Annotated in this window: 13 protein-coding genes; 3 read left to right on the top strand and 10 right to left on the bottom strand. The window is 61.8% G+C overall.

Features of this window, described 5'->3' with window-relative positions; translation table 11 throughout:
- Nucleotides 1-196: 196 nt before the first annotated feature.
- Nucleotides 197-1855: an MFS transporter gene (locus HYE77_RS26250; protein ID WP_003207803.1), complete on the top strand. Its 1659-nt coding sequence runs from the start codon at nt 197-199 to the stop codon at nt 1853-1855.
- Complete coding sequence (locus tag HYE77_RS26245) at nt 1852-2997, top strand: HlyD family secretion protein (RefSeq protein WP_003207807.1); 1146 nt, start codon at nt 1852-1854, stop codon at nt 2995-2997. Before HYE77_RS26250 ends, HYE77_RS26245 begins: the two co-directional genes overlap by 4 nt.
- A 42-nt stretch (nt 2998-3039) precedes the next feature.
- Here the strand turns inward: HYE77_RS26245 and HYE77_RS26240 are convergent, their stop codons facing one another.
- The 10 genes from HYE77_RS26240 to HYE77_RS26195 form a co-directional block, all read right to left on the bottom strand.
- Nucleotides 3040-3900: an aldose 1-epimerase gene (locus HYE77_RS26240; RefSeq protein WP_177069809.1), complete on the bottom strand. Its 861-nt coding sequence runs from the start codon at nt 3898-3900 to the stop codon at nt 3040-3042.
- A 195-nt stretch (nt 3901-4095) separates the two neighbouring features.
- Entirely contained in the window at nt 4096-5376 is a 1281-nt protein-coding gene (locus HYE77_RS26235) for a TRAP transporter large permease (RefSeq protein ID WP_003207810.1), read from the bottom strand.
- On the bottom strand, nt 5377-5904 hold the full coding sequence (locus tag HYE77_RS26230) for a TRAP transporter small permease (RefSeq protein WP_003207813.1): 528 nt from the start codon (nt 5902-5904) through the stop codon (nt 5377-5379).
- Nucleotides 5905-5971: 67 nt separating this feature from the next.
- A complete protein-coding gene (locus HYE77_RS26225) occupies nt 5972-6943 on the bottom strand; it encodes a TRAP transporter substrate-binding protein (RefSeq protein WP_003207815.1) in 972 nt (323 codons plus the stop codon).
- A gap of 51 nt (nt 6944-6994) precedes the next feature.
- On the bottom strand, nt 6995-7870 hold the full coding sequence (locus HYE77_RS26220; protein ID WP_177041568.1) for an SMP-30/gluconolactonase/LRE family protein: 876 nt from the start codon (nt 7868-7870) through the stop codon (nt 6995-6997).
- Between the two features lie 30 nt (nt 7871-7900).
- A complete protein-coding gene (locus HYE77_RS26215; RefSeq protein ID WP_003207819.1) occupies nt 7901-8722 on the bottom strand; it encodes an NAD(P)-dependent oxidoreductase in 822 nt (273 codons plus the stop codon).
- 340 nt (nt 8723-9062) lie between these two features.
- Nucleotides 9063-10331 carry an OprD family porin gene (locus HYE77_RS26210; RefSeq protein ID WP_177069808.1) on the bottom strand — a complete coding sequence of 423 codons (1269 nt, stop codon included), beginning with the start codon at nt 10329-10331 and terminating at the stop codon, nt 9063-9065.
- Nucleotides 10332-10479: 148 nt separating this feature from the next.
- Entirely contained in the window at nt 10480-11337 is an 858-nt protein-coding gene (copD, locus tag HYE77_RS26205) for a copper homeostasis membrane protein CopD (RefSeq protein ID WP_003207822.1), read from the bottom strand.
- Nucleotides 11338-11340: 3 nt separating this feature from the next.
- A complete protein-coding gene (gene copC, locus HYE77_RS26200; RefSeq protein ID WP_003207825.1) occupies nt 11341-11706 on the bottom strand; it encodes a copper homeostasis periplasmic binding protein CopC in 366 nt (121 codons plus the stop codon).
- A 23-nt stretch (nt 11707-11729) separates the two neighbouring features.
- On the bottom strand, nt 11730-12173 hold the full coding sequence (locus tag HYE77_RS26195; RefSeq protein ID WP_003207827.1) for a GNAT family N-acetyltransferase: 444 nt from the start codon (nt 12171-12173) through the stop codon (nt 11730-11732).
- 144 nt (nt 12174-12317) lie between these two features.
- Here HYE77_RS26195 and HYE77_RS26190 point away from each other — a divergent pair, with 144 nt between their 5' ends.
- A complete protein-coding gene (locus HYE77_RS26190; protein ID WP_003207828.1) occupies nt 12318-12938 on the top strand; it encodes a TetR/AcrR family transcriptional regulator in 621 nt (206 codons plus the stop codon).
- The last annotated feature ends 82 nt before the right edge of the window (nt 12939-13020 follow it).

The following is a 13020-nucleotide window of genomic DNA, read 5'->3' as shown; positions in this document are numbered from 1 at the left end:
CGTTTTGCTTACTTTTGCGCTGTTAAGAAGTGAGCCGCTGTAAGAGCGGAACCATAAGCAGCCGTTACCGCAGCAACGGATATGCACCCCAACCGCCCAAATCCCTCCCAAGATGGCAAGTTGAACTCCACTCAGGTTTACTACTCCCTGAGTAACCGTTCCACCGGCCCCAAACGCCGGTCATCAAGGCCACCGAATGGACAAATACACCCCCCACACCTGGCAGCCCCACGAGCGCCCGAGCCTGCCGGGCTCGCCGTCGACGCCGCTGCATTCCACCCGCAAGCGCTGGGCCTACGCCCTCGTTGGCGTACTGGTGGCAATCACCGGTGGCCTCGGCAACTCGCTGGTGATCGCCAACCTTGTGTACCTCCAGGGCGCCCTGGGGGCCACGACGGCCGAGATGGCCTGGCTCCCCGCCGCCTACGTCATGACCAACGTCTCCATGAACCTGCTGCTGGTAAAATTCCGTCAGCAATTCGGCCTGCGTGCGTTCACCGAAGTGTTCCTGGTGCTCTACGCCCTGGTCACCTTCGGCCACCTGTTCGTCAACGACCTCAGCTCGGCCATCGCCGTACGCGCGGCCCACGGCATGGTCGGCGCCGCCCTCAGTTCCCTGGGCCTTTACTACATGATCCAGGCCTTTCCCGCAAAGTGGCGGATGAAAGCCCTGGTGCTCGGCCTGGGCACCGCGCAATTGGCGTTGCCCCTGGCCCGACTGTTCTCCGAAGACCTGCTGCAAATCGCCGAATGGCGCGGCCTGTACCTGTTCGAACTGGGCATGGCGCTGACCTGCCTGGGCTGTGTGTTCCTGCTCAAGCTGCCACCGGGCGACCGCTTCAAGACCTTCGAAAAACTCGACTTCCTGACCTTCGCCATCCTCGCCACCGGCGTCGCCTTGCTCTGCGCGGTGCTGTCCCTGGGCCGTATCGACTGGTGGCTGGAAGCGCCGTGGATCGGTATCGCCTCGGCCTGCTCGCTGGTGCTGATCATGGCCGGCCTGGCCATCGAGCATAACCGCTCCAACCCGTTGCTGATGACCCGCTGGCTGGGCAGCGGGGCGATGATTCGCCTGGCGCTGGCGGTGGTGCTGATTCGCATGGTGCTCTCGGAGCAGTCCACCGGCGCCGTGGGCTTCATGCAGATGCTGAACATGAGCAACGAGCAGATGCGCACGCTGTATTGGGTGATGCTGGCGGGGGCGATTGCCGGCCTGGCCGTGAGCGCGCTGACCATCAACCCCGCGCATTTGCTGATGCCGCTGATCATCTCCCTGGCCTTCATGGCAGTGGGCTCGGTGATGGACAGTTTCTCCAGCAACCTCACGCGTCCGCAAAACATGTACATCAGCCAGTTCCTGCTAGGCTTTGGCGGCACGTTCTTCCTCGGGCCGACCATGGTCCTGGGCACGAAGAACGTACTGACCAACCCCAGGAACCTGGTGAGTTTCTCGGTGCTGTTCGGGATCTGCCAGAACCTCGGCGGCCTCATCGGTGCGGCATTGCTCGGTACGTTCCAGATCGTGCGGGAGAAATTCCATTCCAGCATGATCGTCGAACACCTGACCCTGCTCGACCCGCGTGTGGCCGCACGGGTGGCCAGCGGCGGCTCGGCCTATGGCGGGGTGATCGCCGACCCCGAGCTGCGCAACCTCATGGGCATTCGCAGCCTGGCCACGGCCGCCACACGCGAGGCGAATGTGATGGCCTACAACGATGTGTTCATGCTGATCGCGATCATCGCCATACTCACCATGATCTGGATCTTTATCCGCAGCCTCTGGCTGATGAGTACCACTAAAGCTGCCGCCAGTGCAGCGCCTCCCGTTCAACCCAGCGGCGCACTTTCTTCATGACCGAACCGACCACGACCACCACCAACGCCATCGCTTCCACGCCGGAAGGCACCGCGCCGCCGAGCATGCCGGCCACCGAACCGCGCTCCTTGCGGGTGCGCATCATCTCTTCCATGGGCTTTGCCGCGATTGCGATTATCGGCGTGCTGATCGTGCTCTACGCCTGGCAGTTGCCGCCCTTCAGCAGCGCCGTGGAAACCACCGAAAACGCCCTGGTGCGCGGCCAGGTGACGATCATCGGGCCGCAGCTCAGCGGCTACGTGTATGAAGTGCCGGTGACGGACTTCCAGTACGTCAAGGCCGGGGATTTGCTGGTGCGCCTCGATGACCGTATCTACAAGCAGCGCCTTGATCAGGCCCAGGCGCAACTGGCGGTGCAGCAGGCGTCCCTGGCCAATGTGGTGCAGCAACGCAACAGCGCCGAGGCGACCATCAAGCTGCGTCAGGCGGCCTTGATGGACAGCCAGGCCCAGGCCCGCAAAAGCACCGCGGATTTGCGCCGCAATGAGGAGTTGATCAGCGATGGGTCGGTGTCCAAACGCGAGCTGGACGTGACCCGCGCCGCCAATGCGCAAACCATTGCGGCCGTGGCCCAGGCCCAGGCCAACCTGGAAATCGCCCGGCAGGATTTGCAGACAGTGATCGTCAATCGCGGTTCGCTGGAGGCGGCGGTGGCCAGTGCCGATGCGGCAGTGGAGCTGGCGCGTATCGACCTGTCGAACACCCGGATCATCGCCCCGCGTGACGGGCAACTGGGCCAGATTGGCGTGCGCCTCGGGGCCTACGTCAACAGCGGCGCGCAGTTGATGGCGCTGGTGCCGAACCAGCTGTGGGTGATCGCCAACATGAAAGAAACCCAGATGGACAACGTGCAGGTTGGCCAGCCGGTGACCTTTACCGTGGATGCCCTGGACCACCGCAAGTTTCACGGCACGGTGCAGCGCATTTCCCCGGCGACCGGGTCGGAGTTCAGCCTGTTGCAGGCGGACAATGCTACCGGCAACTTCGTCAAGATCGCCCAGCGGGTGCCGGTGCGGATTACCGTGGATCCGGGGCAGGAGCAGAGTGAACGGCTGCGACCGGGGTTATCGGTGGTGGTGAGTATCGACACGGCGGGGCGCCTGAAAAACACCCCTCCCTAAGACACAATGGAGATCAAAAATGTGGGAGCGGGCTTTGTGTTGTTAGAGGGTTTTGTATTGCAGGCTGAAACTGAGTTCTGCCGACTGGCCTTGTTCCAACAGCTTCAATCCCGGCCTACCCGGCAGGTGATGGGCATTCACCGGATGACTCACCGGCTCGAAGCAGAAAAAATCCAGCCCCGGCGGGCAATACAGCAGGTAATAGTCGCTGCCGGTGGCCTGGCATTCCAGGGTGTAACCCAGGTCTGGCTGCTGGATGACGCAGCGCCCGTCCCACGGGCAAAAACCGTTGTCCACCAGTGTCTCGGGCAACGATTCTGGGTGTTGAAAATCCCACTCGGCGGGTACGGCAGCCAGGCCTGTCGGCAATTTCGCCGCATCACTCATCCATACCTGCGAAGCCTTTGCCTGCAATTGCGTGCCCGGCCTGCGGGGTAGATACGGATGCAATCCCAGCCCATGCCACGTCGCCGTTTCCGCCAGGTGCGTGACGCGCAAGGTGATGCTCAACTTGCCGCCCTTCAACTGAACTCGCTGCTCGGCGCGATACGCAAAGGGTGTGCTGCTGTCCAGTTGCAACACCACTTCGTCTGACGTCTGGCTGACCACCTGCCACACCTGTTGCCAGGCACTGCCATGAATTGGCAGCGGGTCCAGCGGGCTGTTGGGCTCAAGTCCCAACCACCCTGATGGGTTATCAAAGCCACCTTCGGCAACCCGGTTCGACCAGGGCGCCAGCGGGAAGCACGCAAGCTTCCCCGGCAGGCCGCTGGCCAGCGCCTGTTGATCGGTGTGGCGTAGCAACGGCTGGCCGCTGCTGCGTACTGTCCAGTTGACGATACTCCCGCCCAACGCTGGCGCCAGCGTCAGGTGGGTCAGGTTGTCTTCGAGTTCAAGCATCATGAGTGTCAGCAGACCTATTGAATGATGAATGCTTGTGTGGCGAGGGAGCTTGCTCCCGATGGGCTGCGGAGCGGCCCCAAAAAAAGCGGGAGCGCTTCGCACTCCAGCGGGAGCAAGCTCCCTCGCCACAGAAAGCTCCCTTGCCACAGCAGCTCCCTCTCCACAATAGCTCCCTCGCTACACGCAGTGTGGGGCTTATAACACCAACCCCGGCAACCACAACGACAACGCCGGAATGTAGGTCACGGCCATCAGCACCAAAAACAGCACGCCATAAAACGGCAGCAACGCCTTCACGGTCTTCTCGATGCTGACTTTGCCCACCGCCGCCCCCACAAACAACACCGCACCCACCGGCGGGGTGATCAGGCCGATCCCCAGGTTCACCAGCATGATCATGCCGAAGTGCACCGGGTCGACGCCAATCCCCAGGATCACCGGCAGCAAAATCGGCGTGAGGATCAAAATCAGCGGCGCCATGTCCATCACCGTACCCAGCAACAGCAGCATGGCGTTGATGCACATCAGGATCACGTAGCGGTTGTCCGACAGGGTCAGGAACATCGTGGTGATCTTCGCCGGGATCTGCATCAGGGTCATGATGTAGCCGAAGCTGGCGGCGAACGCGATCAGGATCATCACGATGGAGATCGTGCGCACCGTGCGGTGCATCAGCTTGGGCAGCTCGCTCCATTTGTAGTCGCGGTAGATGAACATGGTCACGAAGAACGCCCACAACACCGCAATCGCCGCCGACTCGGTGGCGGTGAAGATGCCCGACAGAATCCCGCCAAGAATGATCACCATGGCCATCAGGCCCCACAATGCGTCGGCGCAGATTTTCAGTGCCTGTTTCAGGGGGATCACTTCGCCTTTGGGGTAGTTGCGCTTTTTCGCGAAGATCAGGCACAGCACCATCAGGCAGGCGCTCATCAGCAGGCCCGGGACCACGCCGGCCATGAACAGCGAGGCGATGGACACGGTGCCGCCCGCCGCCAGGGAGTAGAGCACCGAGTTGTGGCTCGGAGGCGTCAGCAAGGCTTGTACCGAGCCGCTCACGGTGACGGCGGTGGCGAATTCACGGGGATAGCCCTGGCGTTCCATTTCCGGAATCAGCACCGAACCGACAGACGCCGTATCGGCCACCGACGAGCCGGAGATCGCGCCAAAAAACGTCGAGGCCATGATGTTCACCAGGGACAGGCCGCCGCGCACAAACCCCACCAGCACCCCGGCAAACGCCACCAGCCGGCGCGACATGCCGCCCTCGGCCATGATCGCCCCGGCCAGCACGAAGAACGGAATCGCCATCAGCGAAAACTTGTTCACCCCGCCGGCCACCTGAATCATCAGGGCCTGGAACGGAATGTCGATCCACCACGCGCCGATCAGCGCAGAAAGCCCCAGGGCGTAGGCCACCGGCATGCCAATCAGGATCAGGGCGATAAAGCTGCCCAACAGAATCAATGCGTCCATTCAGGCAGCCCCTTCACTTTCTTCAACCAGGTCGAAGCGCACGACCCGACGGTTGCTCTGGTCACCCAGCAGGAGTTTTTCCAGCACAAAAACCAGGGTCAGCAAGCCACCGATCGGGATCGGCATATAGGTGATGCCCACCCGCAAGGTCGGCATGGCGCTCATGAACTGGTTCCAGGTCGACAGGCACAATTTGCTGCCCCAAATCGTCATGAACAGGCAGATGGTTGCCATCAGCAATTGCGAGACGATGCCGACGATTCGGCGTTGGCCGGGCGGCAGGCGGTCGGTGACCATGGCCACCGACATGTGCGCCCCGGCGCGGTAGCTGGCGGCGGCGCCGACAAAGGTGAACACCAGCATCAGCAGGATGGCGGTGGGCTCCGGCCAGCTGGAGCCGGTGCCGAGCACGTAGCGGGCGAAGATGCCCCAGGGAATGATCAGCGCGACGCCGAGAACGGCGAGGCCGGCGATCCAGATGCAGCTCATGTAAATGCGGTCGTTGATGCGCAGCAGTAAATTCTTCATGGCGTTCACCGTAACCGGGCGCGTCGATGCCGACCGCGCCGGGCCTTATCTATGAGAGGAAAAAGGGTTACTCGACGGCTTCGATGCGCTTGATCAGGTCGGCGTAGGGCGCGCCGTACTTGTCGCGAATCGAAGCGGTGGCCTCATAGAACGGTTTTTTGTCGATGTCGATGAACTCGACGCCAGCAGCCTTGAGCTTGGCTTCACTGCTGGCAGACTTGGCGTCCCACAGCTCGCGCTCCTGGATCTGCGCGGCCTTGGCGGTGTTCTTCACCAGCACCTGTTGCTCGGGGGTGAGCTTGTTCCAGGTGATTTTCGACATCACGATGGGCTCGGGCAGAATCAGGTGGCCGGTCAGGCTGTAGAACTTGGCGTTCTGGTAGTGGTTGTGTTCCAGCAGGGTGGGCGGGTTGTTTTCCGCGCCGTCAATCACGCCGGTCTGCAGGGCGCTGAAGATCTCGCCGGTGTCCATGGCAATGCCGTTGCCGCCCATGGCGTTGATGGTTTCGATGAAGATCGGGTTGCCCTGCACGCGGATCTTCATGCCCTTGAGGTCTTCGATCTTGCGCACCGGTTTCTTGGTGTAGAGGTTGCGCGTGCCGCCGTCCATCCAGGCGAGCGCCACCAGGTTGAATTCGGAGTCGGTGATCTTGGCGAGGATTTCATCGCCGATCTCGCCGTCGATGACCTTGCGCATATGCACCTGGTCGCGGAACACGAACGGCATGTTGAACACGTTCACGTCCGGCACCACCGGGCCGACGATGCCGAGGCTGACCCTGGCCATCTGGATCGCGCCGACCTGGGCCTGTTCCACCACTTCCTTTTCCGAGCCCAGCACGCCGCCGGGGAACATCTTGAAGGTCAGGCCGCCGTTGCTTTCGGCCACCAGGGTTTTACCCAGCTGTTCTTCGGCGACGACGGTGGGGTAGCCGGCGGGGTGGATGTCGGCGAATTTGATTTCCAGCGCGTGGGCGGCACCGGCGAAGACGAAGGTGAAGGGGAGTGCGGCGAGGAGCAAAGTGCGTTTGAAGTCCATGGGGTGTCTCTCCAGTCTTGTTATTGTTTTATTCAAGGCACAGCGATGCAGCTAGAGGATGAAGGTCGGCTCCGGCAATCCGGTGACCCCGGGGTTGAGGGCAAACACGCCGCCGGCCAGCGACTGGGCACTGTGGTCGTCGCGGATCGAGGTGACGAACAGGGTGTCCAGGCGGTTGCCACCGAAGGCGCACATGGTGGGTTTTTTCACCGGCACGGCCAGTGAGCGGTCGAGACGGCCGTCGGGGGTAAAGCGGTGGACCAGCCCGGCATCGTTGGCGCAGATCCAGTAGCAACCTTCGGCATCCACGGCGGCTCCGTCGGGGCGGCCGAGGAACTGGTGCATATCCACAAACAGCCGCCGATTGGACGGTGTGCCGCTGTCGATGTCGTAGTCGAAGGCCCAGACCTGCTGGACCAACGGGTGCGAATCCGAGAGGTACATCGTGCGCCCGTCCGGGCTGAAGGCCAGGCCGTTGGGGGTGATGAAGCCGTTGAGTGCGGTGTGAACCGCCCGGCCTGTTTCGTAGCGGTACAGTGCACCGTCGGCTGCATTCTCGGCCATGTTCAGCACCATGCTGCCGGCCCAGAACCGGCCCTGGCGATCACAGCGGCCATCGTTCAGGCGCATGTCCGGGCGGGCGTGCTCGACGCTGGCCAGGGGCGCAGTGTCGAGCCTGCCATCGTTGTGGGGCGTCAGCCGGAAAAACCCGGTTTGCATGCCCGCAACCCAATCGCCCGCCGAGGTGCGGGCGATGCAGGCAAGCATCTGCGGAGCTTTCCAGGCCTGCGCCTGGCCGCTGGTGGCGTTCCAGCGTTGCAGTTCGCCTGTGGGAATATCCACCCAGTACAGGGCGTTTTCCCCGGGTACCCACACCGGGCATTCACCCACGGCGTTGCGGGCGTCGACAATCAGTTCTGCTTGCATGGCCACTCATTCCCTTGGGTTGGTCTGTGGTCAGTCACCGAACGGGCCGGCGGCGCAAAACGCGCCCCCCTGGTACACCCGCGCCGGGTCGTCGGCAGCGGGCATCGGCTGGGCTTCCACCTGTTTGCGGAATACTTCGGAAGAGTCCCGCGGGGTGAAGCCCAGGTGCGCGGCGAAGCGGTTGTCCCACCACACATCGAGGTTATCCGACATGCCGTAGACCACGGTATGCCCGACATTCGGTGTGTACAGCGAGCGTTCGAGCAGTTGGGTGAGGTCGTCGAAGCTCAGCCAGGTGTGCATCATCCGGCGGTTCTGGGGTTCCGGGAACGAGGAGCCGATGCGGATGCTGACGGTCTCGATGCCATAGCGATCGAAGTAGAAACTGGCCATGTCCTCGCCGTAGGATTTGGACAGCCCGTAGTAACTGTCGGGGCGGCGCGGGGAGTGGGCGTCGAGGGCTTCGTCCTGCTTGTAGAAGCCGATCACGTGGTTGGAGCTGGCGAAGATGACGCGCTTGACCCCATGGCGGCGCGCCGCTTCATAGATGTGGAAGATCCCGCAGATGTTCGCGCCCAGCACTTCCTCGAACGAGCGTTCCACCGATACGCCGCCGAAATGCAGGATCGCATCGACGCCTTCCACCAGTTGGTGCACGGCTTGTTTGTCGGAAAGATCGCAAGGCAATACTTCTTCGCTGTCGTCAGCGGCCGGGGCCATGTCGGCGATATCCGACAGGCGCAGTACCTTGGCGTAAGGACGCAGGCGTTCGCGCAAGACTTTGCCCAGGCCACCGGCGGCACCGGTGAGCAGCAAGCGGTTGAACGGGGTAGGGGCGGTTGTGGTGGTCATGGTGATCCCGTTATTGTTGTAGGTTGTCGTATGACTGATCCGAAGTATCCTTAGGGTTTCCTACACTTGTCAACGCACTATTGGTCGAAGTTGATAGAGGCTCATCGCTGTCCTGTGGCGAGGGAGCTTGCTGTGGCAAGAGGGCTTGCTGTGGCGAGGGAGCTTGCTGTGGCGAGGGAGCTTGCTCCCGCTGGAGTGCGAAGCGCTCCCAAGATTTTGGGGCCGCTGCGCAGCCCAGCGGGAGCAAGCTCCCTCGCCACAGCAATCTACCTCCCCACGGCAAGCTCCCCCCACAGCAATCTCCCCCGCCACAAAAGCCTTTCCGGTTGTTTGTAAACCGCTATAACAACGACAGCGGGTAACTGATGAATATCCGGTTCTCATCAAACTCGTTGGTACTGAAATCCCGGCGCATCGTTGCGTTGCGCCAGCGCACATTCAGGTCCCGCAGTGGACCGCTTTGTACCGTGTAGGCCAGCTCCGACTCACGGCCCCACTCCTTGCCATTGGTGATCGCCCCGGTGTGCACGTTATCGCCACTGATGTAGCGGTTCATCATGGTCAACCCGGGAATGCCCAGTACCACGAAGTTGAAGTCGTGCCGCACCTGCCAGGACTTTTCCTTGGCGTTGTCGTAGCTGGCGTTGTAGCTGTCGTTGGCCAGGGTGCCGCCGCTGGTGCCGTTGACCCGCATCCAGGCGCTGTCGCCGGTGAGTTTCTGCAGGCCGATATAGAAGCTGTTGCCTTTGTATTTGGCCGAGAGCAGGGCGAACGCGGTTTTGTTGTCGAGGTCGCCGGCCAGGGCCTTGCCGTCTTCCTTGCCGGTGAAGAACCCGAGGTTGGCGCCCAGGGTCCAGTCGCCCACGGGCTGGCTGTGGGTGAGGTTGAAATACTGTTGCTGGTAGATGTCACTGAGTTCGGCGTACCACACGCCAACCTGGGTGCGCTTGTCGTTGAAGGTGTATTCGCCGCCGCCGAAGTTGAAGCGGTCCGAGGTGAATGCGGCTTTGCCGTTGAGAAACATGTCATCCATGCTCGCGTCGTTGCGCGGGCTGTTGCCGCGAAACTGGCCGCCATACAAGGTCAGGCCGGCGATTTCCCTGGACGTTACCTGGCCGCCACGGAACGTTTGCGGCAGTGAGCGGCCGTCATCCGAGCGCAGGATCGGCAGTACCGGCATCCATTCGCCGACTTTCAATTCGGTGTTCGACAGCCTGGTTTTCAGCGCCACGCCCAGGCGCCCGAAGTTATCGGCAGGGCGGCCATCGCTGCGGGTCGGCAGCAGTTGGGTGCCGGCGGTACCTTTGCCGCCGTCGAGTTTCTGCGAGTACAGGCCCAGCACGTCCAGGCCGAAACCGACGGTGCCTTGGGTGAAGCCGGACCTGGCATCGAGAATGAAGTTTTGCGTCCACTCCTCGGCCTTGCCCTGGGGGTAGGCGGGGTTGGTGAAGTTGCGGTTGAAGTAGGCGTTGCGCAGGTTGAGCGTGGCGGTGGCGTCATCGATGAAGCCTTCTGCCGAGGCGGTGGCGGGGAGGGTAAAGGCCAGGCTGCTCAAACCGATGGCGGCAAAACGGGTGGTGCCGGAGAAATGGCGGACGTGTTGGCTCACAGTGACGCTCCCTTGTCTTTTTGTTGTTTTTATTTTTTGTTATACGTTGTCGTACAACATTGAGGACGATATTTGCGAGGTTTCAGGGGGTTGTCAATCGAAAGTTATACGATGACTCCCTGCGTGAAGGGAGTCAGTGGGGAAGGAGTTATCCCGCTGCAACCATGGGCGGCAAGGTGCCAAGCAGCGAAACGGCGGCTACCGCTGAAACACCTAGTAACCATTCAATCATCACGCTGGCCTTCAAGGCAGGCAGCCGCTGCTCACAGTTGTGAATCCGCAGGCGGTTCAGCAGCGCCAGGGCGAGCATGCCGAACACCAGCAGCACCTTGATCAACAGGATCAGGGCGAACCCTGTGAACAAGGGCGTCGGCCAGAACTGCCCGGTGAGCACCCGCACGTTGATCAATCCGGTCACCAGCAGCCCTGTCACCAGGCCATAACCGATGCCACTGAAGCGCTTGAGGATCGGTTCCAACGGATAGCGGGGCGATTGCCTGAGGATCAACACCAGCAGGAGCAGGCCGCCCAGCCAGGCACCGACACACACCAGGTGCACCACCTGATTGAGGATCAGCAACTGTCCGGCCATGCCATTGAGCATGGCGCCATGGCCCACCGGTGCCAGTGTCGCCAGCAGCAATGCACAGAGCGGCAGGCGCAACGCCTTCCACGGCGTCATCAGGCCCAGCACCAGCAGCACGTTCAGTAGCAAGTGCCAGGTCCAGACCTGGCCGAAGAAGGTTTTGCCCAGCACCAATTGCACGGTCGACCATTCCAGCGCGCCCAGCCCGACACCGGCCATGCTCGCGCTGATCAACAGCAGCCACGCCACCCCCGACACCAATGCCAGCCACGCCAACCCTTGGGTGATGCGCGACAGTTGGCGGTCCAGCACCGGTTGCGGTCCCGCGCCCAGCAGCCAGGGCCTGAACACACAGGCCCCGAACATCAACAGCACGACGATGAAATGCAGGAAACGGCACAGCACCAGCAGGGTGGCCATGGATTATTGGCCGACCTTGAAGCTGTATTCACCGTTGCTCTTGTGGGTATCCACCGAGACCGCGTTCCACACCACTTTGTAGGTGCCGGCGGCCAAGGGTGCGGCCGGTGTCACCACCAATACTTTCTTGTCGGCGTCCGGGGTTTCCAGGCCCTTGATCGCGACTTCGGTGCCGTCCTTGCTCAGGGATACCTTGGTGAAGGTCGCTTCAACGCCTTCGCTGAACGTCAGGCGCAGGTCCTTGGGCGCGGCGACGCTGCTGTCGGCGGCAGGCTCCGAGCTTTTCAGGTGGGCGTGGGCAAACGCGGCCGAGGCGCCCAGCAGGGAAGCGAGCAGGGCAACGGTGGTGAGGGTCTTCTTGATCAACATTGTTCAATACCTTCAGGTGAGAGTCAGTCGTTCGGTAGTGCCATGTGCAACAAGGGGAAGGGCTTGCCTTCGCCATCGACGGGCGAGCGGCCGGTCTGGATAAAACCATAGTGCAGGTAGAAACCCACGGCCTGTGGATTCTGCTCGTTCACGTCGACCCGCAGGGTGTCGTGGCGGGCGCGTACGAAGTCCAGCAACTGGCGACCGATGCCCTGGCCGCGTCGGTTCGGGTCGATAAACAGCATCTCGACATTATTGCCGCCGGTGCCGACGAAGCCGCCAATGCCTTGGGTATCTTCGTACACCCACACTTCAAGTGCGGGCATCGGCAGGTAGCAGTCGCGTACCAGGGGCAGCAGGCGCTGGATGTCGTCTTCGCTGAGAAAGTCATGGGTGGCGCGCACCGAGCGTTCCCACAGTGCACCCAGCACCGGGTCGTCGCACGCGCTTCGCTGTCGAATAGTCATGGGGGATGATCCTTCGAGGGGATGGCGATGCTAACCAATCCGCTATCGGCGGGGAAGGTTCTTGTACGAAGTTTCACAGTGGCGTGTCGCCGCGATCTAGAGCGGATGGTAGTCTTGAAGTCATGTTGTTGTCAGGGAGCCCTTATGGGCAATCACAAGATCGGTATTCGTCGGGTCAACGTCGAAAAGATTCTGCTGGCGGCTGAAAAGGTCTTCGCCGAGAAGGGCTATGGCAGCACCGCCATGGCCGACATCGCTGAAGAAGTGCAACTGCCGCGCTCCAACCTGCATTACTACTTCAGTACCAAGAGCGAGCTGTACAGCGCGGTGTTGTTCGACCTGCTGGAGGTGTGGAAGCAGGACGCCTTGTGCTTCGAGATGTTCGACGACCCGCGGGTGGTGCTCAGCAGCTACATCCGCGCCAAGATGCAACATTCCCGCAGCCGGCCTTATGGTTCGAAAGTCTGGGCGAATGAAATCATCCACGGCGCGCCAACCCTGGGGGAGGCGCTGGATGTGAGCCTGTATGACTGGGCCAAGATGAAGGAAGCGAAGATTCGCCAGTGGGTGGAGGACAAGCGGATTTTGCCGGTGGAGCCGTCGAGCCTGCTGTATATGATCTGGGCGTCGACCCAGCACTATGCCGACTTTGATCATCAGGTGAAGATCCTGAATGACCATCAGCCGTTGTCGGACATGCAGTTTGAGCGGGCGGTGCAGACGGTGACGAGTGTGATCCTGCGGGGGATCGGGTTGGAGCCCTAGATCGTTCCCACGCTCCGCGTGGGAATGCCGCCTGGACGCTCTGCGTCCGCTCTTAAGGTCGTGACGCGGAGCGTCAACGGAT

Source organism: Pseudomonas sp. IPO3774, assembly GCF_013386835.1.
Taxonomy (GTDB): domain Bacteria; phylum Pseudomonadota; class Gammaproteobacteria; order Pseudomonadales; family Pseudomonadaceae; genus Aquipseudomonas.
Note: the sequence above shows the minus strand (reverse complement) of the source record. Positions and strands in the feature narration are given on the sequence as shown.